The organism is Oxalicibacterium sp. (genome assembly GCF_035565035.1).
Classification (GTDB): domain Bacteria; phylum Pseudomonadota; class Gammaproteobacteria; order Burkholderiales; family Burkholderiaceae_D; genus Oxalicibacterium.
On sequence record NZ_DATMTD010000105.1, the window covers coordinates 125971 to 146691 of the forward strand.

The following is a 20721-nucleotide window of genomic DNA, read 5'->3' on the forward strand; positions in this document are numbered from 1 at the left end:
CTTCGATGAATTTTCTTGGCACGATAAACTTCATATCACCCCGGTGATACAAGCCATATAAGCCGATCGCGTTAAAGAGATATGAGCCATGACGAAACAAATGCAATGTCATTTAACGCACCGGATAAATTCGCGCTTCTTGTAACGGTCTATGACAAACCTGCCGTTCTGATGCAAGATGCAGCCAGTTTCCTCACCGGATATCGCCATGACCACAGTCCGCTCCCTTCTTCGCCATCTGCTGCATTGCAGTTTCCTGCTCGTCGCTTTCGCCGCTTCGCAAGCCCACGCACAGACAGCCGCACCAGCATGCCCGGCCACACTGGATCACAGCGCCGCACGCCTGCAGGATGAAACGCCGCAGAACCTGTGCCAGTACGCCGGCAAGGTGGTGCTGATCGTCAATACCGCCAGTTACTGCGGTTATACCGGGCAGTACGACGGGTTGGAAAAACTGTATGCGCAATACAAGGACAAGGGATTCGTCGTGCTGGGTTTCGCCTCCAACGACTTTCAGCAGGAAACGGGCTCCAACAAGGAGATTGCCGAGTTCTGCCATAACACGTACGGCGTGAAATTCCCGATGTTCGCCAAGAGTTCGGTCACGGGTGCGAATGCCAACGCGTTTTATCAATCGCTGTTCAAGGCTGGCGCGCAGCAGCCGAAATGGAACTTCCATAAAATCCTGCTGGATCGCAACGGCAAGGTCGTCGGCAGTTACCCGTCGAAAATTACTCCCGACAACAAGACGCTGATCGCCGATATCGAAAAGACGCTGTCACAGAAATAACAGAGACATAAATAAAGACATATACAGAGATATAAACAGAGGGCATACACAAATTAGCAACGCTGCCAATGCCTTGCCGCCGAATCGCTGGCGGCCCGGCTTGGCGAAATGCTACGATACGCGCTGCGCCGGCAACGCGTCCGCGCCTGTTACAGGCGTACAGACCATGCGTCATGCCCTGCCATCCCTAACTTGAACAGAAGAATCACGGCGTCATCGCCATCATATCCATGCGCATCCTGATCATCGAAGACAACGCCGACATCGTCGCCAACCTGTATGCATTTCTGGAACCGCGCGGTTACGTGCTCGACTCGGCCACCAACGGCTATGCCGGTTTTGCACTGGCTGCGCAGCACGAATACGATGCGATGATCCTCGACGTCAAACTGCCGGGCATCGACGGCCTTTCCGTCTGCCGCCGTATTCGTGACGAACTGAAAAAAGACACGCCGGTCCTGATGCTGACCGCACGCGACACGCTGGACGACAAGGTCGCCGGTTTCGACAGCGGTGCCGACGACTACCTGGTCAAGCCGTTCTCGCTGCTGGAAGTCGAAGTCCGGCTGAAAGCCTTGATTCGCCGTGCCCGCGGCAAGAACCAGGCAACCAACGCGCTGACCGTCGGCGATCTCGTGTTCGACACCTCGACTTATCAGGTCAGCCGCAACGGCCAGCCGGTCAATCTCACCAAGACCGGCTTCAAGATCCTGACCTGCCTGATGAAGGAAGCACCGAAAGTCGTCTCGCGCGAAACGCTGGAACTGGAAGTCTGGGGCGATCATCCACCAGACAGCGATGCGCTGCGCACCCACATCCACGCGCTGCGTCAGGCGCTCGACAAATCCCACTCGTTCGCCATGTTGCGTACGGTTCAGGGCATCGGCTACCGACTGGTAGGATCGGATGACACGGCCTAGCACGCTGCGACGCCGGATCGTCACCGCCTATCTGTTTTTTGCGCTGGCGATCTGCACTTTCTTCGGCATCGTCGCCTCCGTCGCGATCGAAGGGGTCGAAGACCTCCTGGTCGACGAACATCTGCGCAGCATTGCCGCCTGGGCATCGCCGCGCCACGCCGCGGGCATGCCGGTCGAAATGCCGTCCGACGTCAATTTCTATCACGGCGAAACCATTCCCGAAAGTTTGCGCGACCTGCCACTCGGCGTTGCCAAGCGCGGGTTCGAAGGCAAGGTCATCCATCTGTTCTCTGGAGAAGACAGCGCCGGCCGCTATGTCGTCATCGATCGCGCCAGCGAGTACAAAAGCATCGAACGCACGATCTACGCGATGATCGTCGCCGGTTTTCTCGGCTTTGTCGCGTTATCGCTTTTTCTCGGCCGCTTCATTGCTCACGGCTTTGTGGAGCCGATCATCCAGTTGGCAGAGGCCGTCAACGATCAGGACTCCACGCTGGAACTCCCGCTGCTCTCAAGTTCCGATGAGCTGGGAGTGCTGGCGCGTGCCTTTGCCGATCACACGGCAGAACTGAAGCGTTTTCTCGCGCGCGAACGCTTCTTCACGGGCGACGTCAGCCATGAACTGCGCACACCGCTGACCATCATTACCGGCGCCGCAGAGCTGCTGGTCGAACAGACCGGCAACCAGCCTGCCCTGCAGGCCGCCGCACAACGCATCCTGCGTGCCGCCAGCGACGCCACCGAATGTGTCGGTGTGCTGCTGATGCTGGCGCGCGCGCCCGATCGCATCAATCGGCCGGAAACCTTTGTGGACGATGTCATCCGCGAACAAATCACACGTTGCAAACCGCTGGTCGCGGGCAAGCCGGTTGAACTGCTTTACGAAGCCAATAACGATTTTGCCGTGGCAGCACACAAGGAATTACTGGCCTCCGCGATCGGCAATCTGATCCGCAATGCCTGCCAGTACACCGAACGCGGTTCGGTAACAGTGCGCGTCGAAGAGCGCTCCGTCGTTGTCGAAGACACCGGTCCGGGCCTGTCGGAATCCGTACAGGCGCATCTGCAAAACGGCATTCCATCGAAACCGCTGCTGGGCTCCGCGGGTACCGGGCTCGGTCTCGCACTGGTGATGCGCATCTGCGAATACCTCGGGGCCAAACTAAGTGTAGAAAATAATCCCGAAAATGGCAGTAATTTTCGAATTGATTTTCAGACAACTTTAACGAGTATTTAACATCATATTCACATCTTCTTGAGTTCCGTGACGATAACCTGCGACTGTGCATTTGGGTCGCATCTCCCTCGGGAAACACGATCTTCCATCACCCGGTTCATTGCAGTTTCAAGGAATCGCGGACATAAGGCTCAGCGCCGAATGAAATGCAGGTTTTAAACGTAGTGGCCTAAAGAGATTTTCAGATTTTTCTGATGATCGACAACAACATGGTCGTCAGACGACCGCCACTTTATTTAATTCGCTCCAGCCGTACGGAACGAGCAAAAACTTGAGGAAGATATGGAATTACTAAACTCTGCAGCCTTCTGGGCTGCTCTTGGCAACATCATCCTGATCAATATCGTGCTGTCCGGCGATAACGCAGTGGTGATCGCACTGGCAGCCAAATCGCTGCCGCCGAAGCAAAAGAAAATGGCCGTCCTGTACGGTAGCGCCGCAGCAATCATCCTGCGTATCGTGCTGACCATCTTCGCGCTGCAATTGCTGACGCTGCCGTACCTGAAGCTGATCGGTGCTGTCGCCCTGTTCTACATCGGCGTGCAACTGCTGGCCGAGGAAGACGGCGAAGAAGAGATCGAAGGCAAATCCAACCTGTGGGGCGCCATCAAGACCATCCTGATCGCCGATCTGGTGATGAGCCTGGATAACGTGCTCGGCGTTGCTGCTGCAGCTGACGGCAATGTCGTCCTGCTGATCATCGGTCTGGCCATCAGCGTTCCGCTGATCGTGTTCGGCAGCACCCTGGTGCTGAAATTGATGGAAAAATTCCCGATCATCATCACGCTGGGCGCTGCATTGCTGGGTTATCTGGCAGGTGAAATGCTGTTCTCCGATACCGCGGTCGTACCGTGGATCGAAGCCAACGTTCCGCACCACGAGATCGCTTTGTTTGGCAATAGCCACCTGAGCATCCCTGGCCTGGCACTGGCAGTCGGCGTCGTCATCGTCGGCACCTACCTTGCCAAGCGCCACAGCAAAACGGCTGCAGCCTAAGCGCAATCGTTACCGGTAAATCGCCGCCCTGCGGTGGTTGATTGAAAACGGCCCGATCGAGCAATGCTCGTCGGGCCGTTTTTATTTGTGTGCGCTGGATTCGGCTTTGATTGTCGTTGATGATGGTGTTAATACTTCCGGATACGGAAGTCGTGATCGGTCACGATACGCGTGGAGGCGATCAGACTGCTCAATCCGACCACCAGTTGCGTCAGACTTTCCATCGGCAGCATCCATATCTGCCCTGCCGGCACGGACGCCTGCGTGGCGGCAACGATCAGTGGCGCGATCCATTCCGCTTCCGGCGTCACATCGAGCAACACGATGCCCTCGCCTGTCGTGTGCATGAAGATGTCGCCACCGGCCGTCAGGCGAAAACAGATGCCATAGCCGCTCGCGCGATTGCGTTCCGCATTGCCGATACGTTGCTGGATCTGCCGACTCTGATGCTCGATCCACATTTCCACGTCATACGTGTTTTTCAGCACGATCCACGGCCGTTCCGTCGGCTCTTCCATTCTGTCGTCTACGTCATCGTCCATCTGTTTTGCTCTCATTCATTCGGGCAACGTCGGATAAATACCACGCCGTCGCAGGCAATCGCGCAGCGGCATGATATCCTGCGGACCCTGAATCATCCATTGTTCCGCTGCTTCATGACGACCACCGAATCCACGCCAAACGCTTTTCAAAACGCCCGTACGCTGCTCAAGGAAATCCAGGAAAAGTTCGCCGTATTCGGCGATTTTCTGCCGCTTGCAATCGGCATCGACAAGCAGTTGATTGCACTGATGCCGGATGTCAGTCGCAAATCGCTGCGGACCGCACTGGGCATTCACACCAATTCGCTGCGCTATCTGAAGGGAATGGAAAAGGCCACGGCCCGTTTCAATCTCGATGGCACACAAGCGGCGGAAGTCACGGAAGAGCATCGCGCCCATGCCACGACGACGCTGAAAGAACGTTTCAAGAAAAATGCCGAACAGCGCAAGACGCAACGCCAGGCAGAAGAAGCACAACGCAAGGCTGACGAAGCAGAACGCCAACGCGCGGAAAAGCTGAATCAACTGGCTGCCAAGTTCTCGCGCAAGAACTAACGCCACAGGCGCCGTCTGCCCGGCGCTTCCCTCACCAGTAAGTCCACAGCATCTTTGCCGCCAGCACATACAGCAGGCAGGCGAAGATGCGTTTCAAAATCGGCACCGGCAAGCGATGCGCCAGCCGTGCACCGAACGGCGCCGTTACCACACTGCCGCAAACAATGCCGATCAACGCCGTGACTGAAATGAACCCGACCGCATCGGATGGCAGACCCGGCACGCTCCAGCCCGAAATGACATAACCGATCGTCCCCACTACCGCCAGCGGAATACCCATCATCGCGCCCGTGCCGATCGTCTTCTTCATCGGCACGCCGCACCACAGCATGAACGGAATCGTCAGGAACGCGCCGCCCGCCGACACCAGTCCGCCAATGATGCCGATCATCAGCCCGATGAAGAACAGCGGCCATGCCGAAGGCAAGGTTCGCGCAGCCTTCGGTTTCCTGTTCAACAGGATCTGCGTCGCGCCGAAAAAGACAATGACGGAAAAACTCAGTGCCAGGTGACGCTGCGGAATCCACGCCGAAATCGACGTCGCAAACAGACTGCCTGCGACCAATCCCGGCGTCATGCGTTTGACGATATTGAAATTGACGCCGTCGAACTTCAAATGCTCACGCACGCTCGAACTTGACGTAAACACGATCGACGCCATGCAGGTCGCCAGCGCCATGTGCACCACATGATCCGGCGCAAAATGCTGTGCAGCGAACAACGCAGCCATCACCGGCACCAGCGTCATGCCACCGCCAATGCCGAGCAAACCCGCCAGTACCCCGACAAAGGCGCCGGCCAATACATAGGAAGCAAACCAGATCATCAATCCGCCCCTGTCGGCAACCGGTCCGTTACGCTGCACAGATTGTTTAATTGCATTGCAAAGATTCCTGTCACGATGGAAAACCGCACGCCAAGTGCGCGCCCCGCCACTTTACTATACGGACATATCCAGCGGACGTTATCCAATCGCCTTCTCCGGACGCCTGCCTCGCTTTGACAACGCAATTGCACGGCAACATTTGGACGGCGCTCGTTTACACTAGCGCCATGACGAAACCTCCCTTCCGGCCCGACATGCGTAGATCGCGGCGCTGGCTTTTCGTGCTGGGGTTTTCGATCCTGCTGCATCTGCTTGTTGTCGGTCGCGTCACCGAATTCATCCGCCTGCCATCGCAGACCAGACCGGCCGCAGAAGTCGTCACTGCCGCATTGCTCGCGCCACCGAAGCCGCCAGCCCCGCCAAAGCCTGCTGCGCAACCGAAACGCAAACACACACCGCATCTGCGCCCTGCGACACCGAAAGTCGAAACACCGCCTGCAGCAATCCCGTCGACTTCGGTTGCAAGTGCAGCGACAACGGCAATTGACACGACATCGTCAACCGGTGCGATCGATACAGAAGACACATCCGGCATACAAGACTCAACCACGCCGCATTACGTGATCGACCTGCCGCCGTCAGCCGAACTCAAATACGATGTGCAGAAAACGCCGATCGATGGTCAGCCGACGTACGGCAGTGGCGCGATTGCATGGCACAACGACGGCAACCGTTACACGATCAGCGGCGAGTTCGGCGTGCTGTTCATCACGGCATTGCATTTCACGAGCAGCGGCACAATCGAAAACGGCGGCATCGCTCCCGAGCTGTACAGCGAAAAACGTTTTCGCCGTGCGGAAACCAATACGCACTTCCATCGCGAACGCAACACGATCAGTTTTTCCGCCTCGACAAAAACCTATCCGCGCACCGGCGACGAACAGGATCGTGCCAGCATCATCTGGCAACTGGCGGGCATTGGTCGCGGCGACAGTGCACGCTTCGCGCCGGGTACCGTCATCGAAGTGGTCGTTGCCGGCACACGCGATGCCGAGCCATGGCAGATCCAGATCATCGGCTACGAAGAAATCAGCATCGACGGCAAAACGATCGGCGCGTGGCACGTCGTCCGCGCGCCGCGCGCCCGTACCTACGATCAGAAGCTGGATATCTGGCTGGCGCCGCAACTGCAGTGGTATCCGGTACGCCTGCGCTATACGGAACCGAACGGCGACTACCTGGACATGTCGCTGACCGGTCTGAACGTTTCTGCAGTACCTTAGTCACATATTTTCAACACCCATTTTCAATATTTACATTCCGGTGAACCAATGAAGCGCTTTTTCTCCCGCTCTCTCCCAACCCTGTTGCTTGCCTGCACACTGGCTTCGCACGGCGCCATGGCACAAAACACGAAACGCGGCACCATCAGCCCGCCGCCTTCCGCCGAGCTGAATTACACGATCAATGCCAATCAGCACGGTCTGTCGCTCAACGGCTCCGCCGTCGTGCACTGGACCAATGGCAGCGGTCGCTACGCGATCAAGACGGAAACGCGTGCCATGCTGCTCGGGAAAATCCTCGAGGCGAAAAGCGAAGGTACGATCAACACGACCGGACTGGCGCCGGTGACGTCCACCGAAAAACGCTATCGCAAGGATGCCACGACCACCACGTTCAACCGCGACAGCAACACCATTACGTTCAGTGCATCCGATGCCAGCTATCCGATCAAGGGCGGCGAACAGGATCGCAATAGCGTCGTCTGGCAACTCGCAACCATTGCACGCAGCACGCCGGCCAAGTTCAAGACGGGAGCCACCATCAATGTCGTGGTTGCCGGGCAAAAGGATGCCGAACCATGGTCCTTCAAGGTCAACAAGGCCGAAAAGATCAAATCCCCACTGGGCGACCTGAACGCCGTCAAGGTCAGCAAAGTCGTGAAAGATGCGGGCAAGGAACAGAAGATCGATATCTGGTTTGCATCATCGCGCGACTGGTATCCGGTGCGCATCCGCTTTTCCGAACCGGAAGGCGACTTCATCGAACAGAACATCACATCGATTGCATCGCAATCGTGAACGCCTGAATGACAGCGATCTCATTGATATAAATAACGTCAGCGGCAAGCAGTCGATATAATTTCGTCCGGCATGGCATGTGCGATGCCGACGTTTGATCGATGAAGGAACACATGATTTCTGAAGAAGGTGCACTGGTTCTGTTCAGCGGCGGCCAGGATTCCACCACCTGTCTCGCATGGGCACTGTCGCGTTATGCACGCGTCGAGACGATCGGTTTCGACTACGGTCAGCGCCACGCGATCGAGCTGGCAGTGCGTCCCGCCGTGCTGCAGAAAATGCGTGCAATGAACGCAGATTGGGACCGGCGACTGGGTGAAGATCACATGATCGACCTCTCGCTCATTTCAAAAATCTCCGATACCGCACTAACCGGGAATGTGGAAATCGCCATGCAGGAAAACGGCCTGCCGAACACGTTCGTTCCCGGTCGCAACCTGCTGTTCATGACGGTCGCCGCAACGGTTGCCTATCGCCGCGGTCTGACTGTTCTGGTCGGCGGCATGTGCGAGACGGATTTTTCCGGCTATCCGGACTGTCGCGACGACACGATGAAGGCGTTGCAGGTCGCGCTGAATCTGGGCATGGCAACCAGACTGAAAGTCGAAACACCGCTGATGTGGATCGACAAGGCTGCAACATGGACAATGGCGCAGGATCTCGGCGGACAGACCCTGCTCGATGTGATTCGCAAGGAAACGCACACCTGTTATCTCGGCGAACGCGGCGCCTTGCATGACTGGGGTTACGGCTGCGGCACCTGTCCGGCCTGCGCATTGCGTGCACGCGGATATGAAAATTTCATCGCCGCAAAAGCAACCTGACAGACGGGCTCAGCTTTCCTCTCAAATCCGTCATATCGGCTGACACATTCGTCCGGATAAAAAAAGGCGCACGACCAATCAGCCAGTGCGCCTTATTTCAGCGGGTCCTGCAATTAACGCGGCATGGTTCCTTGCGGCGAGACAGGCATTGGCTGATAAACCGGTGCAGGTGCAGGCGCAGGCATCGTGGACGGCTGCGGTGTGCCGATCACGGTCGTTGTCGTTTCGCGATACACTCCGCCACCCTCAACACTGCCTGACACGACGCCCTGACCATGGACGCGCTTCGCGCAATCCTGACGATCGGAAGGCGGCAACGCGTTGCAGCGCGCCAATGCGTTTTCATCGTACGACGTGCTGTCCGTCAAATGTCCGCGTTTCGCTTCTCCGCGGGCGGCAGCGGCTTCACGCAGACAAGTCGCGCGATCCTGATGGGAGCCGCCATTCGTACATGCCGCACGTTCCTGTTGATAATTACTGGTAGCGGCGTCCGCTGCCGACGCTGCCAGCGGCAACAGTCCCGCCACGGCCAGGGAAAAAATGGAAACGTATGTTCGCGTGCGTTTCCGCACGTGTTCCTGCATACGGGTCTGCGAATGATTGGCGATCGAGTGGTAAGCAGCTGGCATTTCGGGCCTCCTTGTCCAAAGCAGTCAGTGTAGGAAAAAGGTGCGTCATGCGTATGTGCGGTAACCGGCTTAGGGGATATTCTGGCCGCCCCTTCCGCACAGCGGGTCATTTCTCCTGCACAATCATTTCATTCAATGACATACTTGCGGCTGCAGATTTTTATGTATCTGCCAACGATTTACTAAACTTTCTGCCCGCGACGGCAATCTCACTTATATCTATTGCAAGAGAGACGCAATGAGTTCATCCAAAACTCCCCGCAAGCATTTCTCGATGTTGCGCGAATTTCACCTAGCGGATTTTTTCACGCTGGGTAATGCCGCGTGCGGCGTGGCGGCCGTGTTCCTCGCGATGCTTTACATGCACAGCCAGTCGCTGGCGCATTTTTATCTGGCAGCGGCAATGGCGCCGGCAGCTTTTTTGTTCGATGTCCTGGACGGCCGCATTGCACGCTGGCGGCAACAGCATTCCTCGCTCGGACGAGAACTGGATTCGCTGGCCGACGTGATTTCGTTCGGCGTGGCGCCAGCCGCACTCGGTTTTGCCGCAGGTCTGACAGGCGGTTGGGATTGGGTCGCGATGATTTATTTCGTCTGCTGCGGCGTCAGCCGACTGGCGCGATACAACGTGACGGCAGAAACACTGTCCGAAGGCAGTGATAAAGTCGCCTATTTCGAAGGCACACCGATTCCGACCAGCGTGCTGATTACCGGTATTCTGGCGTGGCTGGCCTCGAACGGCCAGATTGGTGCAACACTGTTTGGCGGCGCATGGATGATCGGTCCATGGGAACTGCATCCGGTTGCCCTGGTGTTCGCCCTGTCCGGTACGCTGATGATCAGCAAGACGCTGCATATCCCCAAGCTGTAGCCTTTTCTCCGGCCAGCATTCCTGCTTGCCGGAGCACTCTTCCAATGTGAGATTCCGCACAGAAACACATTAATCGCCATGTCATATTGACAAAAGGCGAGGCGGCATCACATCAATCGACGATATCTGCGCCGCGCGAGATGTAACAAGGCGTAAATGGATTGGTGGCGAAAGGCAATCCGGATTTCAATGGAGCCTGTCAATCGCTTCACGTTGACAAGGGGAGCTATCATGAACGCAAAACTCATCGGCCTGCTGGCCATTCTGCTCGGCGCCAATATTGTCGCAGCGCAATCACTCACTACTGCTGCGCTTGAACATGGCGCGCAGAGCAAATCCACCATGTATTCAATGACCACCGCATCGCGCGACAGTGTCACCAAATCGCAGGCCAAAGCGGCTCGGATGGATATCGTTGTGGATAATTTCGAAAAAATCGATGCCAATAACGATGGCATCGTGACCCGCAATGAGTTACGCGCTTACGCGTTATCGATGCGTCGACATGTACCGTTGACCTGACGGCATTGAGCGCCGTTGTCCGCTCGTCAAAAACCATCCGCCTCAAACACCGAGAGACACGATCAGTTTTCCGTAGCATCCTCTTTGACGGTCGCCGCGACTGCCTTCACACGAGCTGTACGAATCGCTTCCGGCACCCGTTGCGGTTGATCGGGATACCGTTCGCGCACCGTTGCTGCAATCCCCCCGCCATTCACCGTCTGCGCTGCCGCCAGCGCCTGTTGCAAGTATGCTCGCTGCGGGAATGGTTTCTCCTCGAATCCAGTGCGGCCGCGATGATCACATTCCGAGGCCATCAACATGTCGAGAAAACGCTGCGGCTTGCGAAAGGCGTCGCAGCGTTCGAACAGCGTCACGATCGTCGCCGCACGAAACTCCAGCGCACGCCCGACATTGCCATGTTCACGCGCCGTCATCAGTGCCAGATCGCGACAATCGTTCGGCACCCGCAGGCGCTTGCAGACCGCATCGACCAGTCGTTCACTGTGCATTTCGTGGCCGTGATGCCGCGCCCATTGATCGGGCGGCGTCACTCCCTTGCCCAAGTCGTGCAGCAAGGCGGCACAACGAATCGGCAGATTGGCGTTTTGACCGGCGGCATAATCGACGACCATCATCACGTGCACGCCGGTATCGATTTCCGGATGATATTTCTCCGGTTGTGGCACACCCCATAGTGCGTCGAGTTCGGGCAGGATGCATTTCAGCGCGCCGCAATCGCGCAGCACGGCAAACATGCGCGACGGCATGCGCTCCATCAAACCACGCGCAAGTTCCTGCCATACCCGCTCCGGCACCAGTGCATCGACTTCGCCTGCTTCCACCATGTTGTGCATCAAGGCGTTGGTTTCCGGTGCGACGCTGAATTCGGGAAAGCGCGCGGCAAATCGTGCAACGCGCAGAATCCGCACCGGATCTTCCGCAAATGCCGGCGAGACATGGCGAAAAACGCGCCGTTCGATATCCTGCCGTCCGCCGAACGGATCAATGATCGTGCCATCTTCCTGCTGCGCCATCGCGTTGACAGTGAGATCACGCCGAATCAGATCCTCTTCCAGCGTGACGGCGGCATCAGTATGAAATACAAACCCCTTGTAACCCGGCGCAGTCTTGCGCTCGGTGCGTGCCAACGCATATTCAGCGTGGGTCTGCGGATGCAGAAACACAGGAAAATCCTTGCCGACCGGCAGATAACCCTGCGCAACCATTTGTTCCGGTGTCGCACCGACGACAACGTAATCGCGGTCCTTGACGGGAACACCGAGCATGGCATCGCGTACGGCGCCGCCGACGATATAGGTTTTCATTTCAGATCGAACTCGCCAGACATACGTATAGGCATGCTTGAGTCGTGAAGTTAATCGGGAATTTAATCCGGAGCTTAATCAGGATACACATCGTATTTTTCGATGCGTGCCGTTTCGGCGAGTGCGCCATTGATCCATTGTGCAACAGCGGGATGTCGCGCGACGCGTTCGACGTACGCGTCCAGTGCCGGGCCCAGCACGACCTCATAAGTGCGAAAGCGCATGACGACCGGCGCAAAATACGCATCGGCGATCGTGAACTCCCCGAACAGAAATTCGCTCGGACCGGACATGGCCAGACAAGTTTCCCAGATTTCGCTGATGCGGCCGATATCGGCTTGTGCTTCCAGCGTGCGCCCCTTGCCCGGAAATCGCGCACGAATGTTCATCCACATTGCCGAACGCACGCCGGTAAATCCGGAATGCATTTCCGCACAGATCGAACGCGCCAGCGCACGTTCCGCCACATCCTCCGGCCACATCCGCTTTTCCGGAAACTGTTCAGCCAGATATTCGCAAATCGCCAGTGAATCCCACACTGTCGTTTCGCCCGCCAGCAGAATCGGAACGCGTCCCGCCGCCGAATAATGTGCGATCTGCAAGGCCGTATCGCTCCGGTCCAGCAGCAGACAGATTTCCTGAAAAGGGATATTGAATGCTGTCATCGCGACCCACGGCCGCATCGACCATGACGAATAATTCTTGTTGGCGATCACCAGTTTCAAACCGCTGTTTTCCGCATCGCTCAGCGTCTGCGACAGTGTCGGGTCGAGTTCTGTGGTTTGCATGAATTTTCGTCTAAAGGAAGAAACAGTCAGATGAGCGGATCAAGGCAGCGCGCTCGGCACGTACGCTGCAGGACCAACCATTCCCAATCGTTGCTTCAGCGATTGCGGCTTGTTCTCGAACATCGCGGCATAGTAGGTCGCATTGGACAAGACCTTCTTCACGTAATCACGTGTCTCCGTGAAAGGAATCGTTTCGGCAAAGATCGCGCCTTCGACCGGTCGCGTCAGCGTCGAACGCCATGCACGCGGACGCCCCGGGCCGGCATTATAGGCAGCGGTCGCCATCGTCTGCGAACCATCCAGGTCGTTCAGCACCATGTTCAGATAGTTGGTGCCGAGCAGGATGTTGGTTTCGATTTCATTGACGCGACTGTGTGCAAAATCGTCGAAGCCGATCTTTTTAGCGACATGCCTGGCCGTCGCCGGCATCAACTGCATCAGGCCGGATGCACCGACATGCGAACGTGCATCCATGACGAAGCGCGACTCCTGACGAATCAAGCCGTACACCCATGCCATCTCCAGTCCCAGTTTTTGCGTGGCGTCCTGCATCACATTGCGATACGGCGTCGGGAATCGTTGATCGAAATCCACCTCGATCTTGGTGCGATCCGATGTATTGACCATGCGATCGAGTACCGAATTGCGCCGCGCGAATTCTGCCGCAGCCAGATGCTGGCGCTCGTTCATGCGGCGCAGTTCCCAGTTCCATTCGCGATAGCCTTCGAAGCGCAAACCCAGATCGAAGAACTTGAATGCGCGGCGGAATCCTTCATTGGTCGTCATCGGCGCCACTTCTGCTTCGGTCACCGGAGCCGCACGTGGCGGGATCGTGATGCTGCGTCCCAGGTCTTCCAGTGCCAGCTGACCGTAAAAACCTGTTTGTGCAGCAATCGACTGCAGCAACACATCGGCTTTTTCCTTCTGCCCTTCTTCACGAAATGCGCGCGCCATCCAGTAGGTCCACGTCGGATCGCTACGCAGCGAAGGTGGCATCGCCTCGATGCCTTTCTTCACCAGCTTCCAGTCGCCGGCACGCAAGGCAATGCGTACCTTCCATTCATGCGCTTCCAGCGACAATGGTGCATTGCCTGCCTTGTGCCAGTAATCGTCCGCTTCCGGCATCAGTTTTTTTGACGCATGCTGCGCGATCTGCGCCCACGCCAACGCCTGCTGTTTCAGGTTCAGGCGCTGACCGTCTTTCGATTCCATTACGCTGGCTGCCTGCAACGGATCGTTGCGCGCAACACGACCCAGCGCGACGATGAAGACTTCGTGCTTGACACGCCGGAATCCCGGGCCGCGTGCAACGACCGACATCGGCTTGTCCATCGCCTTCACCAGTGAATCGTCGTCGATGCCGGTAAACGGCACCAGACGTCGCACGAAATCGGTATTGCCGGTATCCGACGCCAGGCGCACCTGGGCCCACAGATCGTCGTCGTCGAACTGGCCGTTTTCCACCAGCATGCCGATCAACGCCACGCAGCCTTCGCCATAATTCTTCGGCGTATTCAGCAACAGGCGCGCTTCCTCCGCGACATTGCCGCCTTTCAACGCCTTCGACATCAGCGCGTAACATTTCAGCTGCGTATCGTCGTTCAACTGAAATAATGGATACTGCACATCGAATGTCGTCCAGTCGCGCCGCTTGCCCAGTTCGAGCAGCCAGTCGTTACGCAAGCGATCTGCAATGGCGCTGCCGTCGTAGCGGGTCAGGAATGCCTGTATTTCGGCGGCCGACGCATCCTTGATGCGCGGCTGCAGACGGTAATAATCGACATACGAAGGAATGGGATAATTGCCGAGCCGGGCTGCGATCTCGTCGACCCGGGCCGTATCGCCACGACGCGACGCATCGCGCAACGCGAGAAAGGCATCGTCGTCACTCGCAAAACTCGTTGGGCGTTTCTGTGCGTGCGCATTTTGCGACAAGCCCGGCAACAACAAGGTGGCGGATGCGGCGGCAAACACGAAACGGGCAAAAAACGTTTTTGAAAACATGAAATTGATGGTCCTTTTTGACCTGCTGAAACTGAATCGCGATGCTGGCTAGAATAGCACGCGACGCCAGGCAATCGATGACGGAAAACATGCAAAACAAACAGGAATTGCGGCCCGCTTTGCTCGCGCTGCGCAACGGACTTGAGCCGACACTGAAGAAGCAATACGACAGGCAGATCGCCATCGGTCTGCTCGACTGGTGGGAAAGTGCTCTCCCGATGAGCGTCGGCGTCTATTCGCCCATGCGCGGTGAACCGGACCTGCAGCAGGCCTACGCCACACTGCACGCGCGCGGTGTGCGACTGGCGCTGCCGATTGTTGTGACCGATAACGCACCGCTAAAGTTCGTGCACTGGACGCCGGGCGAACTGCTGGAACGTGATCGCTTCGGTGCGGAAACGCCACCGGCCTCGAATCCCGAAGTCTGGCCGCAGGCATTGATCATTCCATGTCTCGGCTTTAACGAAGGACGCTTCCGGCTCGGTTATGGCGGCGGTTTCTACGACCGTACGCTGGCGACGGCTCCGCGTCCTTTGACCGTCGGCGTGTCATACGCTTTCGGCGAAGCGGAATTTGCCGCAGATACATTCGATGTCGCGCTGGACCGGATCATTACCGATGAAGGATCGTTGAGCGATTTCTGATCCGACAAAAAAACGGCGCTGTCGTTTCCAGACAGCGCCGTTTTCAATGGAAAAGACGATTAATTCGATTACTTGAAGTAACCGCCCTGATTCAACCTGCTCCAGATCGCGTGCGTCGCCGTCGCCTGATTCAATGTATAGAAATGCAATCCGGGCGCACCACCCTTCAACAGGCGTTCGCACAGGTCGGTCACCACGTCGAGACCGAAGGCGCGAATCGAATCGGTATCGTCGCCAAAGCTCGCCAGCTTCAAACGAATCCAGCGCGGAATCTCCGCACCGCACATTTCAGAAAAGCGCGACAGTTGCGAGTAATTGGTGATCGGCATGATGCCGGCGACCACCGGCACATCGGCTCCGGCTTTCTGCGCATCCTCGACAAAACGGAAATATGCGTCCGCGTTGTAGAAGTACTGCGTGATCGCCGAATCGGCACCGGACCTGACCTTGCGCACAAAGCTGTTGATGTCGTCCTGAGGCGACTTCGCTTGCGGATGCGTCTCCGGGTAGGCGGCCACTTCGATATGAAACCAGTCGCCGGTTTCGGTACGGATGAATTCGACCAGTTCATTCGCGTAATGAAATTCGCTGGAAGAAAAATCGCCATAGCCGCTCGGCAAATCGCCGCGCAACGCCACCAGGCGCTTGATGCCATGCGATTTGTAGCTTTGCAGAATATCGCGCAGGTTCGCACGCGAACTGCCGAGACAGGAAATATGCGGCGCCGCATCGTGACCGGCGCCGCGGATTTGCAGCACGGTATCCAGTGTACCTTGCTGCGTCGAGCCGCCTGCACCGAAAGTCACCGAAAAGAATTGCGGATTCAGCTCCGCGAGTTTGGCGCAGGTGACGCGCAGTTTTTCGACGCCCGCATCGGTCTTCGGCGGGAAGAATTCGATGCTGAAGTTCTGTTGAGTCATTGTTATTTCTTATCGAGTAAAAGCGAGGACAGTACCCACGAAATGATGCTGTAAAGAATCGCGCCGCCGAAAGCAGACCAGAAACCCGCCACCTGGAACCCGCCGACCAGATTGGCCGTCAGCCAGAACAGCAAGGCATTGATGACGAAGATGAACAGTCCCAGCGTCAGGAACGTGACCGGCAAGGTCAGCAATACCAGGATCGGACGAATCAGGGTATTGATCAATCCAAGTATCAATGCCGCAACCAGCGCGGTAAGGACACTGTCGATCCTGATCGACGTCATCAGAAATGGCAGCGCGAACAAAGCCGCTGCATTGATGGCCCATGTAAGTAGCAGACGCATGCGATTCTCCTTCGTAGGTGATAAAGCAGATAACTACGGAAATCGGTCGCCGTTCCATCCTTTGACGGAACGGCTTGGTCTTGTAACGCCGGTTTGACAGCGATCAATAACGATAGTGCTCTGGCTTGTACGGACCGGTTTGCTGCACGCCGATGTAGTTGGCCTGCTCTTCCGTCAACGTGGTCAGTTGCGCATTGAGTTTCTTCAATTGCAGGCGCGCGACTTTTTCATCCAGATGCTTTGGCAACGTGTAGACGCCGACCGGATAGTTTTTCGTATTCACGAACAATTCGATCTGTGCGATCGTCTGGTTGGCGAACGACGAGCTCATCACGTAGGAAGGATGACCGGTACCGCAGCCCAGATTGACCAGACGACCTTCGGCCAGCAGGATGATGCGTTTGCCGTCAGGGAAGATCACGTGATCGACTTGCGGCTTGATGTTTTCCCACGTGTATTGCTTCAACGCGGCGACTTCGATTTCGTTGTCGAAGTGGCCGATGTTGCAGACAATCGCCTGGTCTTTCATCTTCTTCATGTGATCGTGCGTGATGACATGGTAGTTGCCGGTACAGGTGACGAAGATGTCGCCATGTTCTGCGGCGTAATCCATCGTCACGACGCGATAACCTTCCATCGCCGCCTGCAGCGCGCAGATCGGATCGATCTCCGTGACCCAGACTTGTGCCGACAATGCACGCATGGCTTGTGCCGAACCCTTGCCGACGTCACCGTAACCGGCGATAACCGCAACTTTACCGGCGATCATCACGTCGGTTGCACGCTTGATGCCGTCGACCAGCGATTCGCGGCAGCCGTACAGATTATCGAACTTGGATTTGGTGACGGAATCGTTGACGTTGATGCCCGGGAAGGCGAGTTTGCCCTCCTTGTGCATCTGGTACAGACGATGCACACCGGTGGTGGTTTCTTCGGTCACGCCGAGGATTTCCGGCAAGCGCTTCGAATACCAGGTCGGATCAATCGCCAGACGTTTCTTGATCGAATTGAACAGGCAGATTTCTTCTTCGGAACCTGGATTGTTCAACACCGATGCATCTTTTTCTGCACGTACGCCCAGATGCAACAGCAAGGTTGCATCGCCGCCGTCGTCCAGGATCATGTTCGAATACACCGGCGCGCCTTTGTCGTCATTCGGCCATTCGAAAATGCGGTGCGTGTATTCCCAATAGTCGTCCAGCGTTTCGCCCTTGACGGCGAACACCGGCGTGCCGGCCGCAGCGATTGCCGCAGCAGCGTGATCCTGCGTCGAATAGATATTGCACGACGCCCAGCGCACTTTGGCGCCGAGTGCTTCCAGCGTCTGGATCAGCACGGCGGTTTGAATCGTCATGTGGATCGAACCGGTGATGCGCGCGCCTTTCAGCGGCTGTGCGGCGGCGAATTCTTCGCGGATGGCCATCAGGCCCGGCATTTCGGTTTCGGCGATCTTGATTTCCTTGTCACCCCATGTGGACAGGGACAAGTCGGCGATAACGTAATCGGTGAAATTGGTAGAGGAAGTCATTACTGCGGCGTTCATCACGCCCTCCTTTCGTTAGAAAAAAAGAAACGTGAGCGCAGTTGCGGTGTTGACTGCATCAAGCCTGGCAGGTGAAGAACCTGTCGCAACGCTCCTTGATGCGGACTGCCATTCTATCGAAAAAATGCGGCGACGGCCATTTCCGCCGGCAACTTTGCAACTTGTTCAGCGTTTGGTGCCCGACGTCGAGACGGAGCGGATGGCAGCCTCTTGCTGCCGAGGATCGACGTTTCGCACGATCCATTGCAGCATGTCGACCCAGATGCGACGCACCTCGGCCTGCTGCGGCATTTTTTGTGCATTCGGCAATTCGATCGTGATGACCGGCACATTCTGATGCACACCACTGTAATTTCCCAGCGATCCCGGATAGACGCCGACCCGATTGAGCAGCAGACGACCGAACTTGCGCGGGGGTTCTTCCGGACCATCGAAATCCAGCACACCAAACGGTGCATGGACGGAAATGATCACGTCCGGCTTGAAGCTCCGCATCTCCTCCTCGACCCAACGACTTTCGGGTTCGGACAGCGGCGCGTGGCCCGGGAAGCGCCGCGGGTCACTGCGCGTGCGTGCCTTCCAGTATCGAGGAGCTTCCGCATCCCAGCCGGGCGTCGGGAAATTGCGATTGAGATCGACGCCGTTGGCATTCATGCGACTGGCTTTTTCCGCCAGCAAACCGTCGGGATTGACGACCGGCATGATGCGCCAATCGATACTCTGTGCAATGGGACCTGTCATGCCCTCGACCCAGCGATACACGATCGCAGCCGATGTCAATTCGTCACCATGGATGCCGCCCATCAGCAACACGCGCAATGGTCGTTGTTTTTTGTTTTTGTTCGTGGCCGGTACGGTTTTGGCGATCAGCGGAAGACCTTGTTGCGAAACTCGTCCGGTCGCAGCAAAACCACCCTGCATGCACAACGCCTTGTCGACAGTCGGCATTCGCGGAATCAGACGGTCGCAAAGCTGATCGACCGGCAATGCCTGAACGGAGTTTGAGGCCTGCGCTGGTAACAACACAGACAACAGCAAAGCCAATCCACACACCATGGAAAGGGAAAAGACACACTTGCTGATCGGTAATAAATTTCGCATCAACGTCCTGAAAACAAAAAAGCCGGTCAATCCGCGAAGACTGATCCGGCCATGATAATCGCTACACCTTACAAACCGGCAGCAGCGCGCAATGCAGCGGCCTTGTCGGTGCGTTCCCAGCTGAATTCCGGCTCTTCGCGACCGAAGTGACCGTAAGCGGCAGTCTTTTGATAGATCGGACGCAACAGATCCAGCATCTGCACAATGCCTTTCGGACGCAGGTCGAAATGCTCTTGCACCAGTTGCGAAATTTTCTCGTCGCTGATCTTGCCGGTACCGAAGGTCGTGACCATCACCGAGGTCGGTTTCGCCACGCCAATTGCGTACGAAATCTGGATCTGCGCACGTTCTGCCAGACCTGCGGCAACGATATTCTTCGCCACATAACGGCCGGCATAGGCAGCGGAACGATCGACCTTTGACGGATCCTTGCCGGAGAATGCGCCGCCGCCGTGCGGTGCTGCGCCGCCGTAGGTATCGACGATGATCTTGCGACCGGTCAGACCGCAATCGCCTTGCGGACCGCCGATGACGAAACGACCGGTCGGGTTGACCAGGAAGCGTGTGTTCTTCAGCCACTCAGCCGGCACCACCGGTTTGATGATGCTTTCGATGACGGCTTCTTCGATTTGCTTGTGCTGCATTTCCGGCGCATGCTGCGTCGACAATACGATGGTGTCGATCGACACAGGTTTGCCGTCAACGTAGCGCAACGTGACTTGCGATTTCGCATCCGGACGCAGCCACGGCAGACGACCGTCCTTGCGCAATTCGGACTGGCGCTCGACGATGCGGTGCGCATAGTGGATGGCGGCAGGCATCAGTTCAGGCGTTTCGTCGCATGCATAACCGAACATCAGGCCCTGATCGCCGGCGCCTTGATCCAGATCGATACCCTTGCCTTCATCGACGCCTTGCGCGATGTCCGGCGATTGCTTGTCGTAGGCGACCAGCACGGCGCAGCTCTTGTAATCGATGCCGTAATCGGCATTGTCATAGCCGATGCGCTTGATCGTGTCGCGCGCGACCGCAATGTAATCGACGTTTGCGTGCGTGGTGATTTCACCCGCGAGAACGACCAGACCGGTGTTGCATAGCGTTTCGGCAGCGACGCGCGCCTTCGGGTCCTGCTGGAAGATTGCGTCGAGAATGGCGTCGGAGATTTGGTCAGCAACCTTGTCGGGGTGACCTTCGGAAACGGATTCGGAAGTAAACAGATATTCATTTGCCATCACAGGCTCCTTTTTAATAGTTGGTTAATGTCGCGGCCAACC

22 protein-coding genes and 1 riboswitch are annotated in these 20721 nt (G+C 56.9%); of the genes, 11 read left to right on the forward strand and 11 right to left on the reverse strand.

Annotated elements, in window-relative coordinates; all coding sequences use genetic code 11:
• Positions 1-208: 208 nt before the first annotated feature.
• The 4 genes from VN114_RS10985 (at position 209) to VN114_RS11000 (ending at position 3943) form a co-directional block, all read left to right on the forward strand.
• Positions 209-790, forward strand: coding sequence for a glutathione peroxidase (locus VN114_RS10985; RefSeq protein WP_325514794.1), 582 nt, complete (start codon positions 209-211; stop codon positions 788-790).
• A 230-nt stretch (positions 791-1020) separates the two neighbouring features.
• Entirely contained in the window at positions 1021-1710 is a 690-nt protein-coding gene (locus VN114_RS10990) for a response regulator transcription factor (protein ID WP_325514796.1), read from the forward strand.
• Positions 1697-2947 (forward strand): HAMP domain-containing sensor histidine kinase, encoded by a 1251-nt coding sequence (locus tag VN114_RS10995; RefSeq protein WP_325514797.1) that lies wholly within the window; start codon positions 1697-1699, stop codon positions 2945-2947. Before VN114_RS10990 ends, VN114_RS10995 begins: the two co-directional genes overlap by 14 nt.
• 282 nt (positions 2948-3229) lie before the next feature.
• Positions 3230-3943, forward strand: coding sequence for a TerC family protein (locus VN114_RS11000; protein ID WP_325514799.1), 714 nt, complete (start codon positions 3230-3232; stop codon positions 3941-3943).
• A 128-nt stretch (positions 3944-4071) separates the two neighbouring features.
• On the opposite strand, the gene VN114_RS11005 is transcribed toward VN114_RS11000, so the two are convergent.
• Positions 4072-4485 carry a hypothetical protein gene (locus VN114_RS11005; RefSeq protein ID WP_325514800.1) on the reverse strand — a complete coding sequence of 138 codons (414 nt, stop codon included), beginning with the start codon at positions 4483-4485 and terminating at the stop codon, positions 4072-4074.
• 114 nt (positions 4486-4599) lie between these two features.
• On the opposite strand from VN114_RS11005, the gene VN114_RS11010 reads away from it, so the two are divergent.
• Positions 4600-5040 carry a ProQ/FINO family protein gene (locus VN114_RS11010; RefSeq protein ID WP_325514802.1) on the forward strand — a complete coding sequence of 147 codons (441 nt, stop codon included), beginning with the start codon at positions 4600-4602 and terminating at the stop codon, positions 5038-5040.
• A gap of 31 nt (positions 5041-5071) precedes the next feature.
• Here VN114_RS11010 and VN114_RS11015 read toward each other — a convergent pair whose 3' ends face one another.
• On the reverse strand, positions 5072-5905 hold the full coding sequence (locus VN114_RS11015) for a sulfite exporter TauE/SafE family protein (protein WP_325514803.1): 834 nt from the start codon (positions 5903-5905) through the stop codon (positions 5072-5074).
• A gap of 188 nt (positions 5906-6093) precedes the next feature.
• On the opposite strand from VN114_RS11015, the gene VN114_RS11020 reads away from it, so the two are divergent.
• The 3 genes from VN114_RS11020 (at position 6094) to queC (ending at position 8771) form a co-directional block, all read left to right on the forward strand.
• Complete coding sequence (locus VN114_RS11020) at positions 6094-7149, forward strand: DUF3108 domain-containing protein (RefSeq protein ID WP_325514805.1); 1056 nt, start codon at positions 6094-6096, stop codon at positions 7147-7149.
• A gap of 48 nt (positions 7150-7197) precedes the next feature.
• Positions 7198-7947, forward strand: a complete 750-nt coding sequence (locus tag VN114_RS11025; protein WP_325514806.1) for a DUF3108 domain-containing protein — start codon at positions 7198-7200, stop codon at positions 7945-7947.
• A gap of 113 nt (positions 7948-8060) precedes the next feature.
• Positions 8061-8771 (forward strand): 7-cyano-7-deazaguanine synthase QueC, encoded by a 711-nt coding sequence (gene queC / locus VN114_RS11030; RefSeq protein WP_325514807.1) that lies wholly within the window; start codon positions 8061-8063, stop codon positions 8769-8771.
• A gap of 113 nt (positions 8772-8884) precedes the next feature.
• On the opposite strand, the gene VN114_RS11035 is transcribed toward queC, so the two are convergent.
• Positions 8885-9400 carry a hypothetical protein gene (locus VN114_RS11035; RefSeq protein ID WP_325514809.1) on the reverse strand — a complete coding sequence of 172 codons (516 nt, stop codon included), beginning with the start codon at positions 9398-9400 and terminating at the stop codon, positions 8885-8887.
• Positions 9401-9638: 238 nt separating this feature from the next.
• On the opposite strand from VN114_RS11035, the gene VN114_RS11040 reads away from it, so the two are divergent.
• Positions 9639-10271, forward strand: a complete 633-nt coding sequence (locus VN114_RS11040; RefSeq protein WP_325514810.1) for a CDP-alcohol phosphatidyltransferase family protein — start codon at positions 9639-9641, stop codon at positions 10269-10271.
• Positions 10272-10502: 231 nt separating this feature from the next.
• Positions 10503-10793: a hypothetical protein gene (locus tag VN114_RS11045; RefSeq protein WP_325514811.1), complete on the forward strand. Its 291-nt coding sequence runs from the start codon at positions 10503-10505 to the stop codon at positions 10791-10793.
• A gap of 62 nt (positions 10794-10855) precedes the next feature.
• Here VN114_RS11045 and VN114_RS11050 read toward each other — a convergent pair whose 3' ends face one another.
• The 3 genes from VN114_RS11050 to VN114_RS11060 all read right to left on the reverse strand — a co-directional run bounded on the left by VN114_RS11050 (position 10856) and on the right by VN114_RS11060 (position 14892).
• Positions 10856-12100, reverse strand: a complete 1245-nt coding sequence (locus tag VN114_RS11050) for a multifunctional CCA addition/repair protein (RefSeq protein ID WP_325514813.1) — start codon at positions 12098-12100, stop codon at positions 10856-10858.
• Between the two features lie 74 nt (positions 12101-12174).
• Complete coding sequence (locus tag VN114_RS11055; RefSeq protein ID WP_325514814.1) at positions 12175-12888, reverse strand: glutathione S-transferase family protein; 714 nt, start codon at positions 12886-12888, stop codon at positions 12175-12177.
• Positions 12889-12927: 39 nt separating this feature from the next.
• The gene (locus VN114_RS11060) at positions 12928-14892 is read right to left on the reverse strand and encodes a lytic transglycosylase domain-containing protein (protein ID WP_325514816.1); all 1965 of its coding nucleotides are present in this window, start codon (positions 14890-14892) and stop codon (positions 12928-12930) included.
• An 89-nt stretch (positions 14893-14981) separates the two neighbouring features.
• On the opposite strand from VN114_RS11060, the gene VN114_RS11065 reads away from it, so the two are divergent.
• Positions 14982-15536: a 5-formyltetrahydrofolate cyclo-ligase gene (locus VN114_RS11065; protein ID WP_325514818.1), complete on the forward strand. Its 555-nt coding sequence runs from the start codon at positions 14982-14984 to the stop codon at positions 15534-15536.
• Between the two features lie 68 nt (positions 15537-15604).
• On the opposite strand, the gene metF is transcribed toward VN114_RS11065, so the two are convergent.
• The 5 genes from metF to metK form a co-directional block, all read right to left on the reverse strand.
• Positions 15605-16456 (reverse strand): methylenetetrahydrofolate reductase [NAD(P)H], encoded by an 852-nt coding sequence (gene metF / locus VN114_RS11070; RefSeq protein ID WP_325514819.1) that lies wholly within the window; start codon positions 16454-16456, stop codon positions 15605-15607.
• A gap of 2 nt (positions 16457-16458) precedes the next feature.
• Entirely contained in the window at positions 16459-16803 is a 345-nt protein-coding gene (locus VN114_RS11075) for a phage holin family protein (protein ID WP_325514821.1), read from the reverse strand.
• Between the two features lie 103 nt (positions 16804-16906).
• Positions 16907-18346, reverse strand: coding sequence for an adenosylhomocysteinase (gene ahcY, locus VN114_RS11080; RefSeq protein WP_325514822.1), 1440 nt, complete (start codon positions 18344-18346; stop codon positions 16907-16909).
• 26 nt (positions 18347-18372) lie between these two features.
• Positions 18373-18449, reverse strand: a riboswitch (S-adenosyl-L-homocysteine riboswitch).
• Between the two features lie 62 nt (positions 18450-18511).
• Positions 18512-19294 carry a M14 family zinc carboxypeptidase gene (locus VN114_RS11085; RefSeq protein WP_325514824.1) on the reverse strand — a complete coding sequence of 261 codons (783 nt, stop codon included), beginning with the start codon at positions 19292-19294 and terminating at the stop codon, positions 18512-18514.
• A gap of 221 nt (positions 19295-19515) precedes the next feature.
• Complete coding sequence (gene metK, locus VN114_RS11090) at positions 19516-20679, reverse strand: methionine adenosyltransferase (protein ID WP_325514826.1); 1164 nt, start codon at positions 20677-20679, stop codon at positions 19516-19518.
• Between the last annotated feature and the right edge of the window lie 42 nt (positions 20680-20721).